The following is a 14,425-nucleotide window of genomic DNA, read 5'->3' as shown; positions in this document are numbered from 1 at the left end:
AGAAGCTTAACCTTAAATTGCTGAAAGGGGAGTACAACCGTGAAATTCCGCAGCATCCGCTTTCGACTCAGCGCATTCATGCTTGCCGCAGTCGCCATTCCGCTGCTGCTGTCGATGACCATCACCTTCCTGCTGACCAAGCAATCGCTGAGAGAGCAGACGACTGCTGAAAATGAACGGCTTATTTTCCAGGGGGCAGCCAACCTTGAGCACTATTTGCAAAGCGTGAACCAGGCTTCCATCGCTGTGTACAACGATCCACATTTTCTATCCAATCTTGCCAGAAGCCCGAATGATTACCGGGCGGCCGCTGAAATCTACACGACGCTGCAGACGATCAGAAACACCGTACCGGGGATCACCAGCGTATACATGCATTCCTATGCGGCGAATCAATCCACGCTGATTACCAGCAGCGCCCCCAAGCGTGGGCAGCGTGGGCAGTCTTTCACAGAAAGCATCGTGTACCGCAGCAACAGACTTTTTATTGAAGCTTCCCATCCGGCCCATCTCTACGGCTTTTCTTCTCCTGGACCCGCTTACGGGAAGGACACACAGGTATTCACGCTCCACCGTTCGATTCAAAATATTCCCTCCACACGCAAACTGGCCGCGCTTGCCATTGATGTCAGCCTGGATACAGTCCGCAGTATCTGCCGTGAGCTATATCAGGAGGGAAGCGAACAGCTCTACCTGCTGGATTCCTCCGGCTCCGTCGTTTACAGCAGTGATGAGAACCTGATCGGACAGAGGCTGGATCACCCGGGACTCACGGGCAGACTCGACGATAGGCAGGAACAGGGATATTTTGAAGCTGATCAAGCGATGCATGTATACCGAAAGCTCAACGCGGAGCTTTCGGGCTGGACGCTGGTCAAGCAGATTCCATACGATACGCTGTATGCGCGCGCTACCCGCCTCACCCAGATCAATGCGGGCATTACCGGCGTGGCTCTCTTCATTGCCATCATCGGGACACTGCTGATCTCGATTCGGATTACAGAGCCGATCAAGCAGCTTCTTCGTTATATGGAGAAGATCCAGGCTGGACAACTGGATGTCGACATCCGGGTGGCGAGCCGGGATGAGATCGGAGTGGTCTTCCGCCGCTTCCGCCAGATGATGGACACCGTCAATAATTTGATCCTGCGGGAGTACCGGCTGGAGCTGGCCAACAAAACCAATCAGTTGAAAGCGCTGCAGGCGCAGATTAATCCCCATTTTCTATACAACACCCTACAGTCGATCGGTACACTGGCGCTACAGCATGAAGTGCCGCGTATCTATTCCCTGCTCACGGCCCTCTCCAAAATTATGCGCTACAGCATGAGGAACAGCACAGCCGTTCAGTTAAAGGACGAAGCTGAGCATGTGCGCCTGTACCTTGATCTACAAAAAGAACGGTTCGGGGAACAGTTTGACGTTGTCTGTGAGTGGGAGGCGGGTGTGCTGCAAGAGAAGGTACCCAAAATGATTCTGCAGCCGATGGTGGAAAATGTGTTCAAGCACGGGATGGACGCCCGTCTCGGCAGGATATTGCTGCGGATTTCCGGGACCCGGCCATCATCCGGCATGCTGCACCTAGTCGTTGAGAACAGCGGCTTGTCCATCCCGCAGGAAAGACTGGTGCATCTGAGACACATGCTGTCCAGCTCTGAGGAGACTCTGCCGGAGGAGAATACGGGTTCGGATGAACCCATCGGGCTGCGCAACGTTCTGCTGCGGACCCGTCTGCATGCGGGCGGGGCAGGTCGCCTGGACATCACGAATATCGAGCCCCATGGCGTCCGAGTCATCCTGGAGATCCAGATAGAGGAGCGTGAGCGGTTATGAAAGCCTTGATCGTGGACGATGAAACACACGGAAGAGCCGCCATCCGGCTCCTGGTCGACTGGCAGGCGCACGGCATCACCAAGGTGCTGGAAGCCGAGGGCTGCAGCCGGGCCATTGAGCTGGTTGCCGGGGAAGCGCCTCAGATTGTCATTACGGATATGCGAATGCCCGGGCATGACGGAACCGAGCTAATGGATTGGCTGATGGCCCATGCGCCGCATACGAAGGTGCTTGTCGTCAGCGGTCATGATGACTTTCGGTTCGTCCGCCACGCCATTCGCTGCGGGGGCAGCGATTATATCCTCAAGCCTGTCGAGCAGGCTGAACTTAACGAAGCGCTGTCCAAGGCGGTGGCGGCCTGGCATGCGGAGGAACGGCAGCGGCGGCGTTTGACCCTGCAAGCCATAGAGGTCAATCAGATGCGACCGCACTATGCGGATAAGCTGCTGACCGGGCTCGTCCAGACCCCGGCGCGCTCCGTCAACACCCTGCCCCGCTTGGCGGAGGAGCTGCGGCTGCCGCAGGACGCCGCTGTGTGCTTCGCCGCGGTTCTCAGCTTTGCTCATCTGGATGAGGAGGTTCTGGCCAAATACCGGACGAAGCGGGAACTGCTATTCTTTACCCTACTGAATATCTGCAGCGAATTTCTGATTCCCTTCGGGTCGGGAATCGCCTTTCGGCATCTGGGGCGTACCGATGAGGTCGTCATTCTGTATTGGGGTGAGCCTGATAAGCTCGGAGAGAGGCTGAACGCCATAAATACGGGCTTCTACATGGCGCTGGGCAGGCGCATGCATTTCGGCATCGGCCCGGCAAGTCCTTTCCCACAGGGCGTGTCCACTTCTTATCAGGCTGCCCGGCAAGCGCTGTGGCGGCGCAGCCTCGTTCATGCGGCGGATTATCTCCACTATGCGGAGAGCAGCACCGAAATATTGTCCCAAGCCCTGCGGCTGACGGAAGCGGAGGAGAAGCTGCGTCTAATCGTGCTCAGCGGCAATCCGGCCAGAATAGCCGAAGCCGCGGCGGGCTGGATCGACGAAGCTGTTCAGCGGTTGCCCGATCTGACCGCCGAACAGCTTCGGAACTGGGGTCGGGAGCTGGACTGGATGCTCGGACAGTGGCTGGACGACCGCCCGGAGGATACAGCAGGAGAAGACCCGGCGCAGGCGGATGAAGCATCGGTCGTCCTGCCTGTCGACGAGTTGGGCATGCTCTCCCTCCCCGTCTGGAAAAGCAGCTTCGGCAAGAGATTGCAGGCCGCAGGCCGAGCATTGGCACCCGCCCGGGCCCACGAGCCGGAAAATCACATCATCCGCGACATTGCCGCTTATCTGGATGCCCATTACGCCGATGAAATCACCCTGCAGGACATTTCGGGCAGGTTCTATCTGAGCCGGGAATACATTTCCCGCAAGTTCAAGCAAGAGTTCGGTGTGAATCTGTCGGAATATCTATGCCGCCTCCGCATCAATCAAGCGAAGCTGCTCCTGCTCAATCCCCGGCTGCGCCTGCAGCAGGTTGCGGAGCTGGTCGGCTACCAGGATGAGAAATACTTCGGCAAAGTGTTCAAGAAGCTGGAGGGCATCACCCCCGGTGAGTACCGGAAGGTTACAACAGGTGTATCTACGGCGGACCATGGGCAGACGACAGCAATATATAGTCACGGCGGACCCCAGAGACGTTATTAGTGAAATTTAGCCTGTTTGGAACAAGGAAGCGGCACCGCTGCCACCGGGTTGAAGTGCGCGGCAGCCAGCGTTGACGCAAAAAAGGTCTGCCGCAGGGAATTCCCTACGGCAAACCTAATCGTCCTTGCCACGCTTATAACAATCCGGCGTACTGCAATCCATGGCGGATGCCGCCCTCATCCACCGAGTGGGTCACGTATTTAGCAAAAGGCTTCACTTCCTCATGAGCATTGCCCATCGCAATGCCCAATCCTACGTAAGAGAGCATTTCCTTGTCGTTCAGTCCGTCTCCGAAGGCGACAGCCTCTTCCCGCTTGATGCCAAGGTGCTTCAGCACCGCCTCGATTCCTTTGGCTTTGGAGCCACCCGCCGGAATGACGTCCATCGCAACACGATGCCAGCGTACAAAATGCAAATCATCGAAAGGCGTTTCCGCACTGGTGTAAATATGCTCTTCCTGCTCCTGGCAGTACAGCAGCGCCTGATACACACTTGCTTCTTTCCAGTAGTGTGTCCGGTAGCCCGGTACCTCCACCCTTAAGGAGTAGAAGGATTCCGCCACAGCCTCATGGTCTTCAAAATTAGCGTACCCGGCTTGGCTGCCCTGCATAACAATCGGATGGTTATGAGACAGAGCCAGTGTCTCCAGCCGCTCCAGCGTTTCCTTGGAAATCGCCCGCTCGTATACCGGCTGTCCCTTGTACTCGACATAAGAGCCGTTGAAGCTCACGAACGAGTCAATCCCTAGCTGATCGGCATAATGAGTGAAGTAATAAGGTGCTCTTCCTGTGGCGATAAAGACCGGAATATCCTTTTCCCTAAGCTCCCGAATCGCGTCAATTGTATCCTGCGGAATCTGCTTCTCTTCATTGACCAATGTACCGTCGATATCAAAAAAGACCGCTTTATATTTCATGTACAGGGACCCCCGATTTATTTATTTTCTGCCGTAATCCGCTTTAATTTCTCCCCATTCCCTGGTCTGCCACTTGAGCACCCGGTTCGGGTACGTATTCGTCCGCAGCCATTGCTCCGCCCGGTCCACCAGGTCCCATATTTCCTTCGTTGTTTCGTCACGCTTGAGCGTGGAGACGACCGCTTTTTGGCGCACCCACTTCAGGGCGTTGGCCGAGTCGCTGTAAATGGTCTTGTTGCTACCCAGCTTCTTCAAATAAGCAAGCCCGTGCACAATCGCCAGGAATTCGCCGAGGTTATTGGTTCCCTTGGATATAGGACCACAGGAAAATAGCACTTCACCGGTCTGCGTATCCACTCCCTTGTACTCAACCGGCCCCGGATTGCCCCGCGTTCCAACATCTACGGAAATGCTGTTGTAATCGATCTCTTCCCGCGTTCCGACGGCAGTCGGCACAGAACGTGCAGCCTTAGCTTCAGCGGCTTTGGAAGCGCCCGTCTTGGCAGACTGGCTTCCCCAATAGCCCTGCCATCCCTGCGCATACGCCTTCGCCGCTTCCGCCTTGGATTCGAAGGCTTTATATTTGGCGCCCGTTACGCCATTCACCTGAGACTGGCATTCCGCCCAGCTTGCATAAATGCCCGGCGTTTTGCCGACCCATACCACATAATGCTTTTGCTTCGCCATAAATCCTCCATTTTCCGGCAGATCGCTTTGCCTTAACAACCGTTGCAGTTCGTATTTTACCTTTTATCGCCTTATTTTGAAACTCAATCTCTATTCTCTTTTGTCACAAACCAGACTCCTGTTTTGTCTTTATTATTATAGCCTGAATACAACAGGCCAAATATCCACAAAACATGGAGGAGAACTATTATGATAAAACTACGAGTAAATCACAACAAGGTCCGTCCGGGCACGTATAAAGCCATGGCGGCCATGGAGCAATATACCAGCAGCTTGTTTGAGGACAAGGTACTGTATGAGCTGCTCAAAATCCGCGTTTCCCAGATTAACGGCTGTGCCTTCTGTCTGGATATGCACGCGAAGGAGCTGCTGAAGCTCGGAGACTATGCGGATCATATTTTGCTGCTGTCGGTGTGGCGTGAGGTTCCTTTATTTACCGAAAAAGAACGTGTTATGCTAGAGCTGGTCGAAGCGGTCACTCGTATTTCCGAGCAAGGGGTGCCTGCCGGGCTGTATGACCGGGTCAGAGAGCATTTTGACGAAGGGGAGTATGTCGATCTGATTGCAGCCGTCAATACGATTAGTAGCTGGAATCGGCTTGCGATTGCCACCGGCATGTATCCGGGTTGCTTCTGATCCTGAATATTAAGACAAGGGGGCGCAAAAAGTTGAAGCGCAGCGAGCATCCAGATCAACAGGATAAAGAGAAGACGGCGGAGCTGGAGGAATGGTATCGGGCCTACCGGGACTATGCCTTCGCTATAGCTTACCGCATGCTGGGGACGGCTGCGGATGCCGAGGACGTGGTGCAGGACTGTTTTGCCGCGCTTCAGCGAGCTTTACCGGATGAGGTGCAGAACGCCAAAGCTTACATTACACGCATCACAGTAAACCGCTGTCTGAATCTGCTCCATTCCGCGCGCAAGCAGCGGGAGACGTATGTCGGAGAGTGGCTCCCCGAACCTGTAGGTGCGGCCGCAGCGGCTGAACAGCCCGAAGCATGGGCTGAACGCAAGAGCATGGTTTCCTATGCCTTTCTGGTGCTGCTGGAGCGTCTGAAGCCTGTGGAGCGGGCGGTGTTCGTGCTGCGGGAGGCTTTTCAATATGAATATAAGGAAATCGCCGAATTACTCGGACTAACGGACAGCAATTGCCGCCAGTTGTACAGCCGTTCTCGCAAACGGCTGGCACAAGATCTATCTGCGGTTGAGGGCGGCAGCAGTGGCGAGGATGGGCTGCTGCCGCCCATAACCCCTACAGATGATCCTTCCCGCAAACGGATGCTGGAACGGTTCACTGCTGCTTTCATGAGCTATGACGTGCCCTCCATGCTGGAGCTGCTGGCTGAACAGCCTGTATTTATCTCGGATGGCGGTGGTATCGTACACACGGTCATGCGTCCGATGACGGTGCGCAAGGGTGTGCTTGCCCTGCTCACCTCACGCCGTATACTGACCAGGCTGCGTGAGACTGAGGCGTCCACCGCCTTATTAAATGGCGAAGAGCAACTGGTGTTTAGGCGTAACGGGCAGACCGTGGCCGCGCTCTGCTTGGAATTCACCATAGACGGCAAGCATATTCGAGGATTCTACCTGATGGTTAACCCGCAGAAGCTTGGATATATTCGTTAAGCTATGCCTTGTTTTATTGTGAACCGCCCCTTCACTGACAATTTATTCGCTCTTTAGCGCGATGGCTTCAATTTCTACCAGCGCATCTTTCGGCAGACGGGCTACCTCTACGGCGCTGCGGGCAGGATACGGCTGCTCAAAGAAGGAGCTGTATACTTCATTCACACGTGCAAAATCGTTCATATCCTTCAGGAAAACCGTTGTTTTCACAACCTGTCCCAGACTGCTGCCCGCCTCTTCCAAGATTGCCTTGACATTGTTCAGCGACAATCGCGCCTGTTCTTCGACATCCTTGCCGAACTCTCCTGTCGCAGGATTGAGACCCAACTGTCCTGATGTAAAGATAAATCCACCGGCCTGCATGGCCTGGCTGTAAGGTCCGATAGCGCCCGGCGCTTTGTCGGTTGAGACTGGTTTCATACGAATATTCTCCCTTCGCGGTCATAGTACCCCTACATTATAGCACAACAACAGAAAGCACCGGAATTCCGGTGCTTTCTGTTTCACTCGTAAACGCCTTCAATTGGGCTTGACTTGTCCAGTTCGTCGGCAAAATTACTCTTAATAACCGCCTGCTCCGTGTGTCAGCGTGGAAATCCCGCCTGCCACCGAGAATAGAAGAGGAGTCATGGAGAGAAGGCCCACACTAAGCGTAAGTAACAAACAAGTTTTCGTTTTTCGCATTTTTACGCACTCCTTTTATCATGTTTTCATATTCCCGCTGGTCTTCGACACGTGTGCAGCCTCTATATTCCTCGAATAGTGTCACGCATTTAATAAAACCAGCCTTGTTATTCATCTTAATCGCTGATGACAAACTTTGCAGGATAAATTTTACAGCATTTTCAAAATTCGATCTTTGAAAGCAATATAACGCCGTTTCATAACAAAAATTCGCAAAACGTTCCATGCTAAACTGCTTGTGATAGTAGCTGTTTGTTACATTTTGGCTGTCATGATATGACTCAATTTGTCCCCTGAAGTAGTAAAGAATCAGGTCCACGTCCAGATTGAATTCATTGGCAGCCCCCATGATTTTCTCCAGTGCAGGCAAAATTTCATCCGGCTCATGCTCGATATACCTGATATATTCCCACATGATATCCGCGTTTCCAAGCATCAGCTCATAGGCTAGCATATTGGCCTTAGCCCACGCCTTAAAGCGCTGCACTTCCTGCCAGCCCGCCGGGCCAAGCCCCTTGAACCAGCTCAAATCCGCATACTTCTCCGTATACCGCTTCGCTTCGGCATACTTCTTCTGTTTGTCGCATACTGCGGCCTTCATCAGATAGGCGTACCCGTAGTATACGACGAGCGGGTATTTGGTTTGGCGATCGTTCTCATCATAGCCCTGTTTCTCATAATCATATGTACAGATACTTGTTGTAAAAGAGCTCAGCTCATCGGTCAGCTCAAGGACCCGCTCCCAGCGACTCAATGAGTAATAAACATTAATAAGCTGCAAAAGCGCATCCAGTTGGTCATCCTCCGGCAGCCTTTTGCGGAAAGGCTCGAAACGAATAGCCGCTCTCAGGCTCTCTTCCTGGTCCGTCTCCGTATGGATATGGAACAACCGGTAATGACTCACTGCCAGCCTCTCAGAGTGCTGGTACTGCTCGCTTTCCGCCACCGCCTCGTAAAACAGGGCTGCCTGCTGCATGTCCCCTTCTTCATACAGCTCCTCCCCCGCCGCAAAAATGACCGGAATGCTGCTTAAATCGTCCAGAATCAAGGGAAGCGCAGCGGTGATACAGTCGGTTCGCCCCAGACGGGCGCACCGAAGCAGATAGGCTTTGACACGGGACAGCTTCCATTTCTGATCGATCAGGCATTCATCCAGATATAACGGGTACAGCCATCCTGCAGGCCGGCCCATAGCTTCAGTGATCGCATCCAGCGCCTTGAGTGAAAGCGGCTTCGGATCACGGTATCTCAGGACAGCACTGAGCGTCCCTTTATTCAATCCTGTAAGTTTGCTAAATTCTTGAAGTGAACAGTTGGATCGTTCCAAATATGACGTAATTTCTGAACGCAGCATATTCATGTGTTCCAATAAAGTTCCCTCCCCGCTAAAATAGCCTAGGACTCTCTGCTCCTTCTACAATAGTTTGTTGAATACTTGAATTTATTGAAATTATATGTAAGAATTATCCATAGGTCAATGCTCTATTTAGCCATCTTGCTTAAATTTAAGCCTACTCGAACAAGCCTATTCCCATAAATGAAAAATCACGAAAAAAAGAGCGGGGGAATGCTGTCGATTCCCTGCTCTTCTCGTCGTTTTCCGCTGTCATACGGTTTTTTTCAATTGAATTTTGGCATACAGGTATATGTTGAGAAGATGATCCAACTGCTGAGAAGTTTTGATGACCCGATCATCATTCCGGCCGAAGGCTGCGGCTGACTTCAGCAGCTTCTCCCGCAAGCCTTCAATCCTGTTCTCCATCTCTCGTAAATCCATCATTATACACCTCGTTTCAAAATGTGAAATAAGTTCATCTTCATTAACCTTTCCTATACCCCCAGTATCGCACCAGTTTATTTTTCACAGGGACTGCCAAAAAAATATTTTTTTGCCGCTTTTTAGACCTCGGGGAAGCAGCAAAAAACCGACACTCGCTAAATCTAGTGTCGGCTTTGAAATCAGATTACTCGTTCTCTTCTTTGGGGGCCTCTGCTTTACGCCGTGCCCTGTGCCTGCGCACCTTCATCAAATTACCGCACATTTTGTCATCACAGTACCGTTTCGTCCTGCTACGGGTGTCGTCATAAAAGACCCAGCGGCAGTCCGGGTTATCACAGCAGCGGATGCGGGATACTTCCTGCTCTGACAGCATACGGGCAAAGTCCGCCGCGACATCCGCCAGCATCTGTCCCCATCCTTTGTCGGCTGGCTCCAGCTTCATTTGCGGCGCTGGCTCCCCGGCCACCAGCTTACGTATTACGGGGCCTTGGGCCATCACTTGGTTCAAGTACCCGGTATCTTGATCCCCCAGCACTTCGCCTGCCGCCAAATTCTCCGCATATCGGAGCAGCCGGTCGCGCAGCGCGCGAGCTTTTTCCAGTTCATCCGGGTCAGGCTCGTCCACAGGATACTTCATTTTTGCCGTAAAAGAGTGCCGCCATTCGGGCTGATCCAAGCGGTCCACAGAAGGCCCTCCGCCTTTCCAGTCCCGCCACATGCTGTTGGCAAAGTCCATCCATAGTGACTCCATGGTCTATCTCCCTTCAACCCTTCTCTCTCGTAACCATCAATAATTAAAAAAGATAGTTACAAATAAGTCCGAATCGTTTATATTATGAGTGTAACCTTTATTTATAATCTTTGCTAGTTACCACGTAATCTAACCGGTCGAAAAAAATGGTTGTGAAAAAAAGGAGGCGCTCACGCGATGAGTCAGAAGCTGATTAACACCTTCATCCTGCAATTGGATCAAAACTGGAACGAGGAGGACTGGATTGTTCCCCTATCCGTCGCTCTGGAAGGATTAACCCCCGCGCAAGCAGCATGGAAGCCCGCCGAGGGCTGCAGCAGCATCAGACAATTAGTGAACCATATTAACTATTACAACACCCGTACCCTGAACCGGCTGCGCGGCGAGACTCTTGTCGGCAATGCTGCCACGAACGACGAGAGCTTCGGAGATGCGGGTGATCCGGGGGATGCCGAAGGCTGGGAACGCACCGTCCGCGAGACAGAGAGCATCTATCGCTCCCTCCGGGCTGAGATTGCCGGGCTGCAGGACGAGGCGCTGGAAGCAATAGGCCAAAGCGGCATGACACTCGGTGACTTCCTCTCGATCTGGATCGCACACGACGGGTATCATAGCGGACAGATCGTGCTGCTGCGCAAAATGCAAGGCTGCTGGAGGTAAGCAACACAAAAGGTCAAGAACAGAGCGTAACCCGCCTGTTCTTGACCTTTATTTAAAGTATAGAAATCGCAGAAAGTTCCTTTTGACTGGCCATCGCTTCTTTTGGTTTAAGTTTGGTTTAAGTATGCATATGCACGAAGCAGCGGAGAGGACGAAGCAATTCCGGAAAAGCGAAGCGTTCGCCTTTGGCCCGAAGGGTCAACAGCGATTGTAGGAATGCTTCGTTCTCGGAGCGCCCCTAGTCAATGGAGCTTTCGTTATTTCCCACTTACCTTCAACCGCTTATTCATTTCCCCGGGAGAGATAATCCGCGACTGCAGCATATACAGCACAATAATGACGACGGCCACCACAGCCAGCGCAACGAAAATATTGCTGTACATATACGCGTTCTCCTTCAAGGCGAACGGATTCAAATGGAAGGCTGAAGAGCTCACATCCAGCATTTTGCCGATGATGCTCGTCGTCACCGCCCCTGCAATGAAGTTAAGCAATGCAAAGAGTCCCATACCTACCCCTACCTGATCCTTGGACAAGGTCCGTGAAATAGTATTCGACATAGCAATTTGCAGAAAGGTCTGCCCCAAATTGCCGAATACTAGCAGGAACATGATCAGATACGGAGACAAGCCTACGAATATGGACAGCGTGACAAAGCAAATCAGGATCAGGCCTATCGCCGTATATACAAGAAACTCATTTCCCTTCTCATCTGCCAGCTTGCCTCCCTGCCGTCCCATGAAGGCCGAGCTTATGGCCGCAGGGAACATAATCAGTCCGATCATGGCTGGAGAAAGCTGATTCACGCCGCTCAGAAACTGCGGAGCCAGGAACGGGAGGCCGAAGCTCATTCCGGTCGCTAGAAAAGCAACGAGCAGCCCGTAGGAATACGGTTTGTTTTGGAACAAAGCCGGCTGTATAAAGGGCTCTTCAGCCGTGCGTATCCGAATCATAAAGAGAATCAGCACACCCGCGCCAAGCAGGAACATCCACCAGCTTCCCATGGAAATAGCCAGCAGCAGCAGCGCCACCGTACCTCCCAGAAGCAGTCCGCCGATAAAATCGATCTTCTTGGCCATGCCTTTCTGGTCATCGAGATACTTGCGAAAGAACGGAAGGACCAGCAGCGGCAGGACCGACAGCAGGAACAGAAACCGCCAACTGGCAAACCCGGTAATCAGCCCGGATACAATCGGTGCCAGCGCCGTCCCAAGGGCCAGGCCCGTCGCAACCGTGCCAAGCGCTCTCCCCCTCTTCTCAGGCGGGAAATAACGTACTGGAACAATCATGGCTGTAGCCGGTATGACCGACGCCCCCGCAGCCTGTAAAACCCGGGCCAAAATAATCATCCAGTAATGTGTGGCTACAAGTCCCACAACCGAGCCCAGGGCAAAGAAAATCAGTCCAAAGGTTAGCAAATCCTTCAGACGGTATTTATCGGCCAGCTTGCCGAATACAACTGAGCCAATGGCGTACACAATCATATATGCGGTAAGAAGCCAGCTTACCTGTGACGCGCTAACCCCGAATTCCTCCCGGATGATCGGCATAACCACATTAAACATAGTTGCGTTCATCACAGAAAAAACGAGCGTGAACGCCAGCACAAGCATGAGCTTATTAGCATTCGACGCCGTTTGCACATTATCCATTTTTCATTTCCTCTCTCCAACCATATTTGTTCGTACAGATTTATCCGTGTACAGTCCGCTCCTCCTTTCACAACAGACTAAATCCTGTCCTCACCTTGCTCCGCGTCTGTCTCCAGCGGCAGATACAAGGAAAATACACTTCCCGTGCCCTCCTGGCTCTCCAGGCGGATGAACCCGCCGAGCAAGCGTGCCAGATCTCTGCTGATGGACAGCCCCAGACCAGTTCCTCCATATTTACGGCTGATTGAGCCGTCCGCCTGCTGAAAAGCTTCAAATATGGAATGCTGCTTGCTCTTCGATATGCCGATGCCGGTATCGATCACCGACAGCACAAGCCAATCCCCTTCTCTCCCGGGGTCATCCAGCCGCTCCGGGCGCACTTCCAGGATCACGCTGCCCGCATGGGTGAATTTGAACGCGTTGGACAGCAAATTACGCAGAATCTGCTGCACCCGCTGCGAATCCGAATACAGCCGGTCTGGGGTCTCTTTCCCACACCGCAGCTTAAACTCCACATTTTTGCTCCGGGCGACCATCTCGAACTGCATGAATATAACCTGCATCAGTTCCTCTACACTTATGTAGCCCTTCGTAATTTCCATTTTCCCCGCCTCAACCTTGGACAGATCCAGGATGTCGTTAATGAGCTGAAGTAGATCCTGGCCTGAAGCGTGGATAATGCTGCTGTACTGCTTCAAATCCTCCTCGTCCATATCCTTTCCCTGCTCAGCAATCATCTGTGCCAGGTTAATTATGCTATTGAGCGGGGTGCGCAGCTCATGGGACATCGTCGCCATAAACTCCGATTTATACCGTGATGCTGTCATGAGCTGCTGTGCCCGTTCTTCCAATGCCAGCTTCGCCTTCTGCAACTGCTCCTTCTGCTTCGACAGCTTCCTGTTGGCCTGGATAATCTGGTATTTCCGCATTTGCTCAAGCTGAAAATCACGTAGAATGAACGCAACCAGATAACTCAGCGCGATGCCAAGTGGCAGTGTATACGGTACAACATCCGTCAGATACTGGTGAAAGGGAATAACATCAAAAATAGCAATGTTAAACACGTTGACCAAATTTATAGCCAATATGCTGACCGAAGCTTTGATAATCAGGCGGTAATCTGTTCTTCTCATCCAATCATTAAGCACTGCCGCCAGCAAACCGAGAATGCATAAATTCACAAATCCCGCGACGGATGCCTCGTTGATTCTGAATGGAAGGAGGGCAAGGCCGGTGGCCACACCGATGATCACAAGTGAAGAAGCGCGGGGATAAACCAACGAAGCGATAATTAATGGAACAAATCTTAAATCGAATACAACCTGGCCATCAAAGCTGAAGCCGAATACCGAGCATATCCAACCGCAAAACACGACGAGCAGGATAGAGGAAATATACTTCATTTTGGCTGATGCCCTGCTCAGCACATATTTAAAAGTAACATTGGCCAAATAGGCAACAGCGATCAGCATACCAAGATTTATGAGGAACGTTTTTGAAAAATCCATATCTTCACTCCCGCTGTACCATATTCCATTGTTAACCAAGATTGTACCGCTTGTTATATCATATCACGAGCCCCCCATCTTTCGACAAGATCAATTCCAAATTTTCCAATTAAGGGCTGAGTAGCTTGGTAAAAGAAATTCTCTATTTACTTTCTGTGAAAGTTTTGTTAGAATAATGAAGTGTTATTTTTAACCCCATATGATTCCACGCAACAAGTCACTCCTACCACCGTGAGGAGCATCTTCAAATTTTATTGATAACCCTAAGAGTAGAATTTTGAGCTTTTGCAGTATGTTTTGCATTCACACTGGCGCGGTCATCGGAGCCGCAAGGATGAAAGAGAGGTAGGGCTTTCGTCGTTTGGAAAATCATTTATGGAATCAGATTTCCCTTATGCAGGGGGTTAACTATACGGCAACGCCGCACAACGGTGTATACGTTCTAGCGTTGTCCGCCAGCCTTCGGAGTATTACTCCGGAGGCTTTTCTAATTCAAATATTAAAAAAAATGACCCTGCCAAACAACGGCAGGGTCCAAGAGCACTTGATGAAAAAGGGGTTAATACAGTCAATATAAATCCCCAACCTTAAATTCAAATGATATGCACATTAAGATTACATTAATTTCTGCGAAG

13 protein-coding genes are annotated in these 14,425 nt (G+C 51.9%); 5 read left to right on the top strand and 8 right to left on the bottom strand.

What is annotated here, in order from left to right:
- Positions 1-39 precede the first annotated feature (39 nt).
- Both OIN60_RS17545 and OIN60_RS17540 read left to right on the top strand, forming a co-directional pair.
- Positions 40-1,833, top strand: a complete 1,794-nt coding sequence (locus OIN60_RS17545; RefSeq protein ID WP_305756166.1) for a cache domain-containing sensor histidine kinase — start codon at positions 40-42, stop codon at positions 1,831-1,833.
- The gene (locus OIN60_RS17540) at positions 1,830-3,521 is read left to right on the top strand and encodes a response regulator (RefSeq protein WP_305756165.1); all 1,692 of its coding nucleotides are present in this window, start codon (positions 1,830-1,832) and stop codon (positions 3,519-3,521) included. Before OIN60_RS17545 ends, OIN60_RS17540 begins: the two co-directional genes overlap by 4 nt.
- A 133-nt stretch (positions 3,522-3,654) precedes the next feature.
- Here OIN60_RS17540 and OIN60_RS17535 read toward each other — a convergent pair whose 3' ends face one another.
- Both OIN60_RS17535 and rnhA read right to left on the bottom strand, forming a co-directional pair.
- On the bottom strand, positions 3,655-4,437 hold the full coding sequence (locus OIN60_RS17535) for a Cof-type HAD-IIB family hydrolase (RefSeq protein ID WP_305756164.1): 783 nt from the start codon (positions 4,435-4,437) through the stop codon (positions 3,655-3,657).
- Positions 4,438-4,458: 21 nt separating this feature from the next.
- Entirely contained in the window at positions 4,459-5,124 is a 666-nt protein-coding gene (gene rnhA, locus OIN60_RS17530) for a ribonuclease H (RefSeq protein WP_305756163.1), read from the bottom strand.
- A 192-nt stretch (positions 5,125-5,316) separates the two neighbouring features.
- Here rnhA and OIN60_RS17525 point away from each other — a divergent pair, with 192 nt between their 5' ends.
- The gene (locus OIN60_RS17525; protein WP_305756199.1) at positions 5,317-5,760 is read left to right on the top strand and encodes a carboxymuconolactone decarboxylase family protein; all 444 of its coding nucleotides are present in this window, start codon (positions 5,317-5,319) and stop codon (positions 5,758-5,760) included.
- Positions 5,761-5,792: 32 nt separating this feature from the next.
- A complete protein-coding gene (locus OIN60_RS17520; protein WP_305756162.1) occupies positions 5,793-6,755 on the top strand; it encodes a sigma-70 family RNA polymerase sigma factor in 963 nt (320 codons plus the stop codon).
- A 42-nt stretch (positions 6,756-6,797) separates the two neighbouring features.
- On the opposite strand, the gene OIN60_RS17515 is transcribed toward OIN60_RS17520, so the two are convergent.
- The 4 genes from OIN60_RS17515 to OIN60_RS17500 form a co-directional block, all read right to left on the bottom strand.
- Positions 6,798-7,175, bottom strand: a complete 378-nt coding sequence (locus OIN60_RS17515; RefSeq protein ID WP_305756161.1) for a RidA family protein — start codon at positions 7,173-7,175, stop codon at positions 6,798-6,800.
- Positions 7,176-7,401: 226 nt separating this feature from the next.
- A complete protein-coding gene (locus OIN60_RS17510) occupies positions 7,402-8,808 on the bottom strand; it encodes a helix-turn-helix domain-containing protein (RefSeq protein ID WP_305756160.1) in 1,407 nt (468 codons plus the stop codon).
- Between the two features lie 237 nt (positions 8,809-9,045).
- The gene (locus tag OIN60_RS17505; RefSeq protein WP_305756159.1) at positions 9,046-9,219 is read right to left on the bottom strand and encodes an aspartyl-phosphate phosphatase Spo0E family protein; all 174 of its coding nucleotides are present in this window, start codon (positions 9,217-9,219) and stop codon (positions 9,046-9,048) included.
- A 184-nt stretch (positions 9,220-9,403) separates the two neighbouring features.
- A complete protein-coding gene (locus tag OIN60_RS17500; RefSeq protein ID WP_305756158.1) occupies positions 9,404-9,970 on the bottom strand; it encodes a CGNR zinc finger domain-containing protein in 567 nt (188 codons plus the stop codon).
- 177 nt (positions 9,971-10,147) lie between these two features.
- On the opposite strand from OIN60_RS17500, the gene OIN60_RS17495 reads away from it, so the two are divergent.
- Positions 10,148-10,630, top strand: coding sequence for a DinB family protein (locus OIN60_RS17495; RefSeq protein WP_305756157.1), 483 nt, complete (start codon positions 10,148-10,150; stop codon positions 10,628-10,630).
- Positions 10,631-10,887: 257 nt separating this feature from the next.
- Here OIN60_RS17495 and OIN60_RS17490 read toward each other — a convergent pair whose 3' ends face one another.
- Both OIN60_RS17490 and OIN60_RS17485 read right to left on the bottom strand, forming a co-directional pair.
- Positions 10,888-12,282: an MFS transporter gene (locus tag OIN60_RS17490; protein ID WP_305756156.1), complete on the bottom strand. Its 1,395-nt coding sequence runs from the start codon at positions 12,280-12,282 to the stop codon at positions 10,888-10,890.
- 77 nt (positions 12,283-12,359) lie between these two features.
- A complete protein-coding gene (locus OIN60_RS17485; RefSeq protein ID WP_305756155.1) occupies positions 12,360-13,790 on the bottom strand; it encodes a sensor histidine kinase in 1,431 nt (476 codons plus the stop codon).
- Positions 13,791-14,425: the final 635 nt, after the last annotated feature.

It is taken from the genome of Paenibacillus zeirhizosphaerae, from assembly GCF_030705605.1.
Classification (GTDB): domain Bacteria; phylum Bacillota; class Bacilli; order Paenibacillales; family Paenibacillaceae; genus Paenibacillus; species Paenibacillus zeirhizosphaerae.
The sequence above is the reverse complement of the archived record's forward strand: the minus strand, read 5'-3'. Positions and strand labels throughout refer to the sequence as shown.

What these genes read in the sequence shown, in the direction of transcription:
- OIN60_RS17540 (WP_305756165.1), top strand. Translation starts at nt 1,830, where the DNA reads ATGAAAGCCTTGATCGTGGACGATGAAACACACGGAAGAGCCGCCATC.
- OIN60_RS17535 (WP_305756164.1), bottom strand. Translation starts at nt 4,437, where the DNA reads ATGAAATATAAAGCGGTCTTTTTTGATATCGACGGTACATTGGTCAAT.
- rnhA (WP_305756163.1), bottom strand. Translation starts at nt 5,124, where the DNA reads ATGGCGAAGCAAAAGCATTATGTGGTATGGGTCGGCAAAACGCCGGGC.
- OIN60_RS17515 (WP_305756161.1), bottom strand. Translation starts at nt 7,175, where the DNA reads ATGAAACCAGTCTCAACCGACAAAGCGCCGGGCGCTATCGGACCTTAC.
- OIN60_RS17505 (WP_305756159.1), bottom strand. Translation starts at nt 9,219, where the DNA reads ATGATGGATTTACGAGAGATGGAGAACAGGATTGAAGGCTTGCGGGAG.
- OIN60_RS17500 (WP_305756158.1), bottom strand. Translation starts at nt 9,970, where the DNA reads ATGGAGTCACTATGGATGGACTTTGCCAACAGCATGTGGCGGGACTGG.
- OIN60_RS17495 (WP_305756157.1), top strand. Translation starts at nt 10,148, where the DNA reads ATGAGTCAGAAGCTGATTAACACCTTCATCCTGCAATTGGATCAAAAC.
- OIN60_RS17490 (WP_305756156.1), bottom strand. Translation starts at nt 12,282, where the DNA reads ATGGATAATGTGCAAACGGCGTCGAATGCTAATAAGCTCATGCTTGTG.
- OIN60_RS17485 (WP_305756155.1), bottom strand. Translation starts at nt 13,790, where the DNA reads ATGGATTTTTCAAAAACGTTCCTCATAAATCTTGGTATGCTGATCGCT.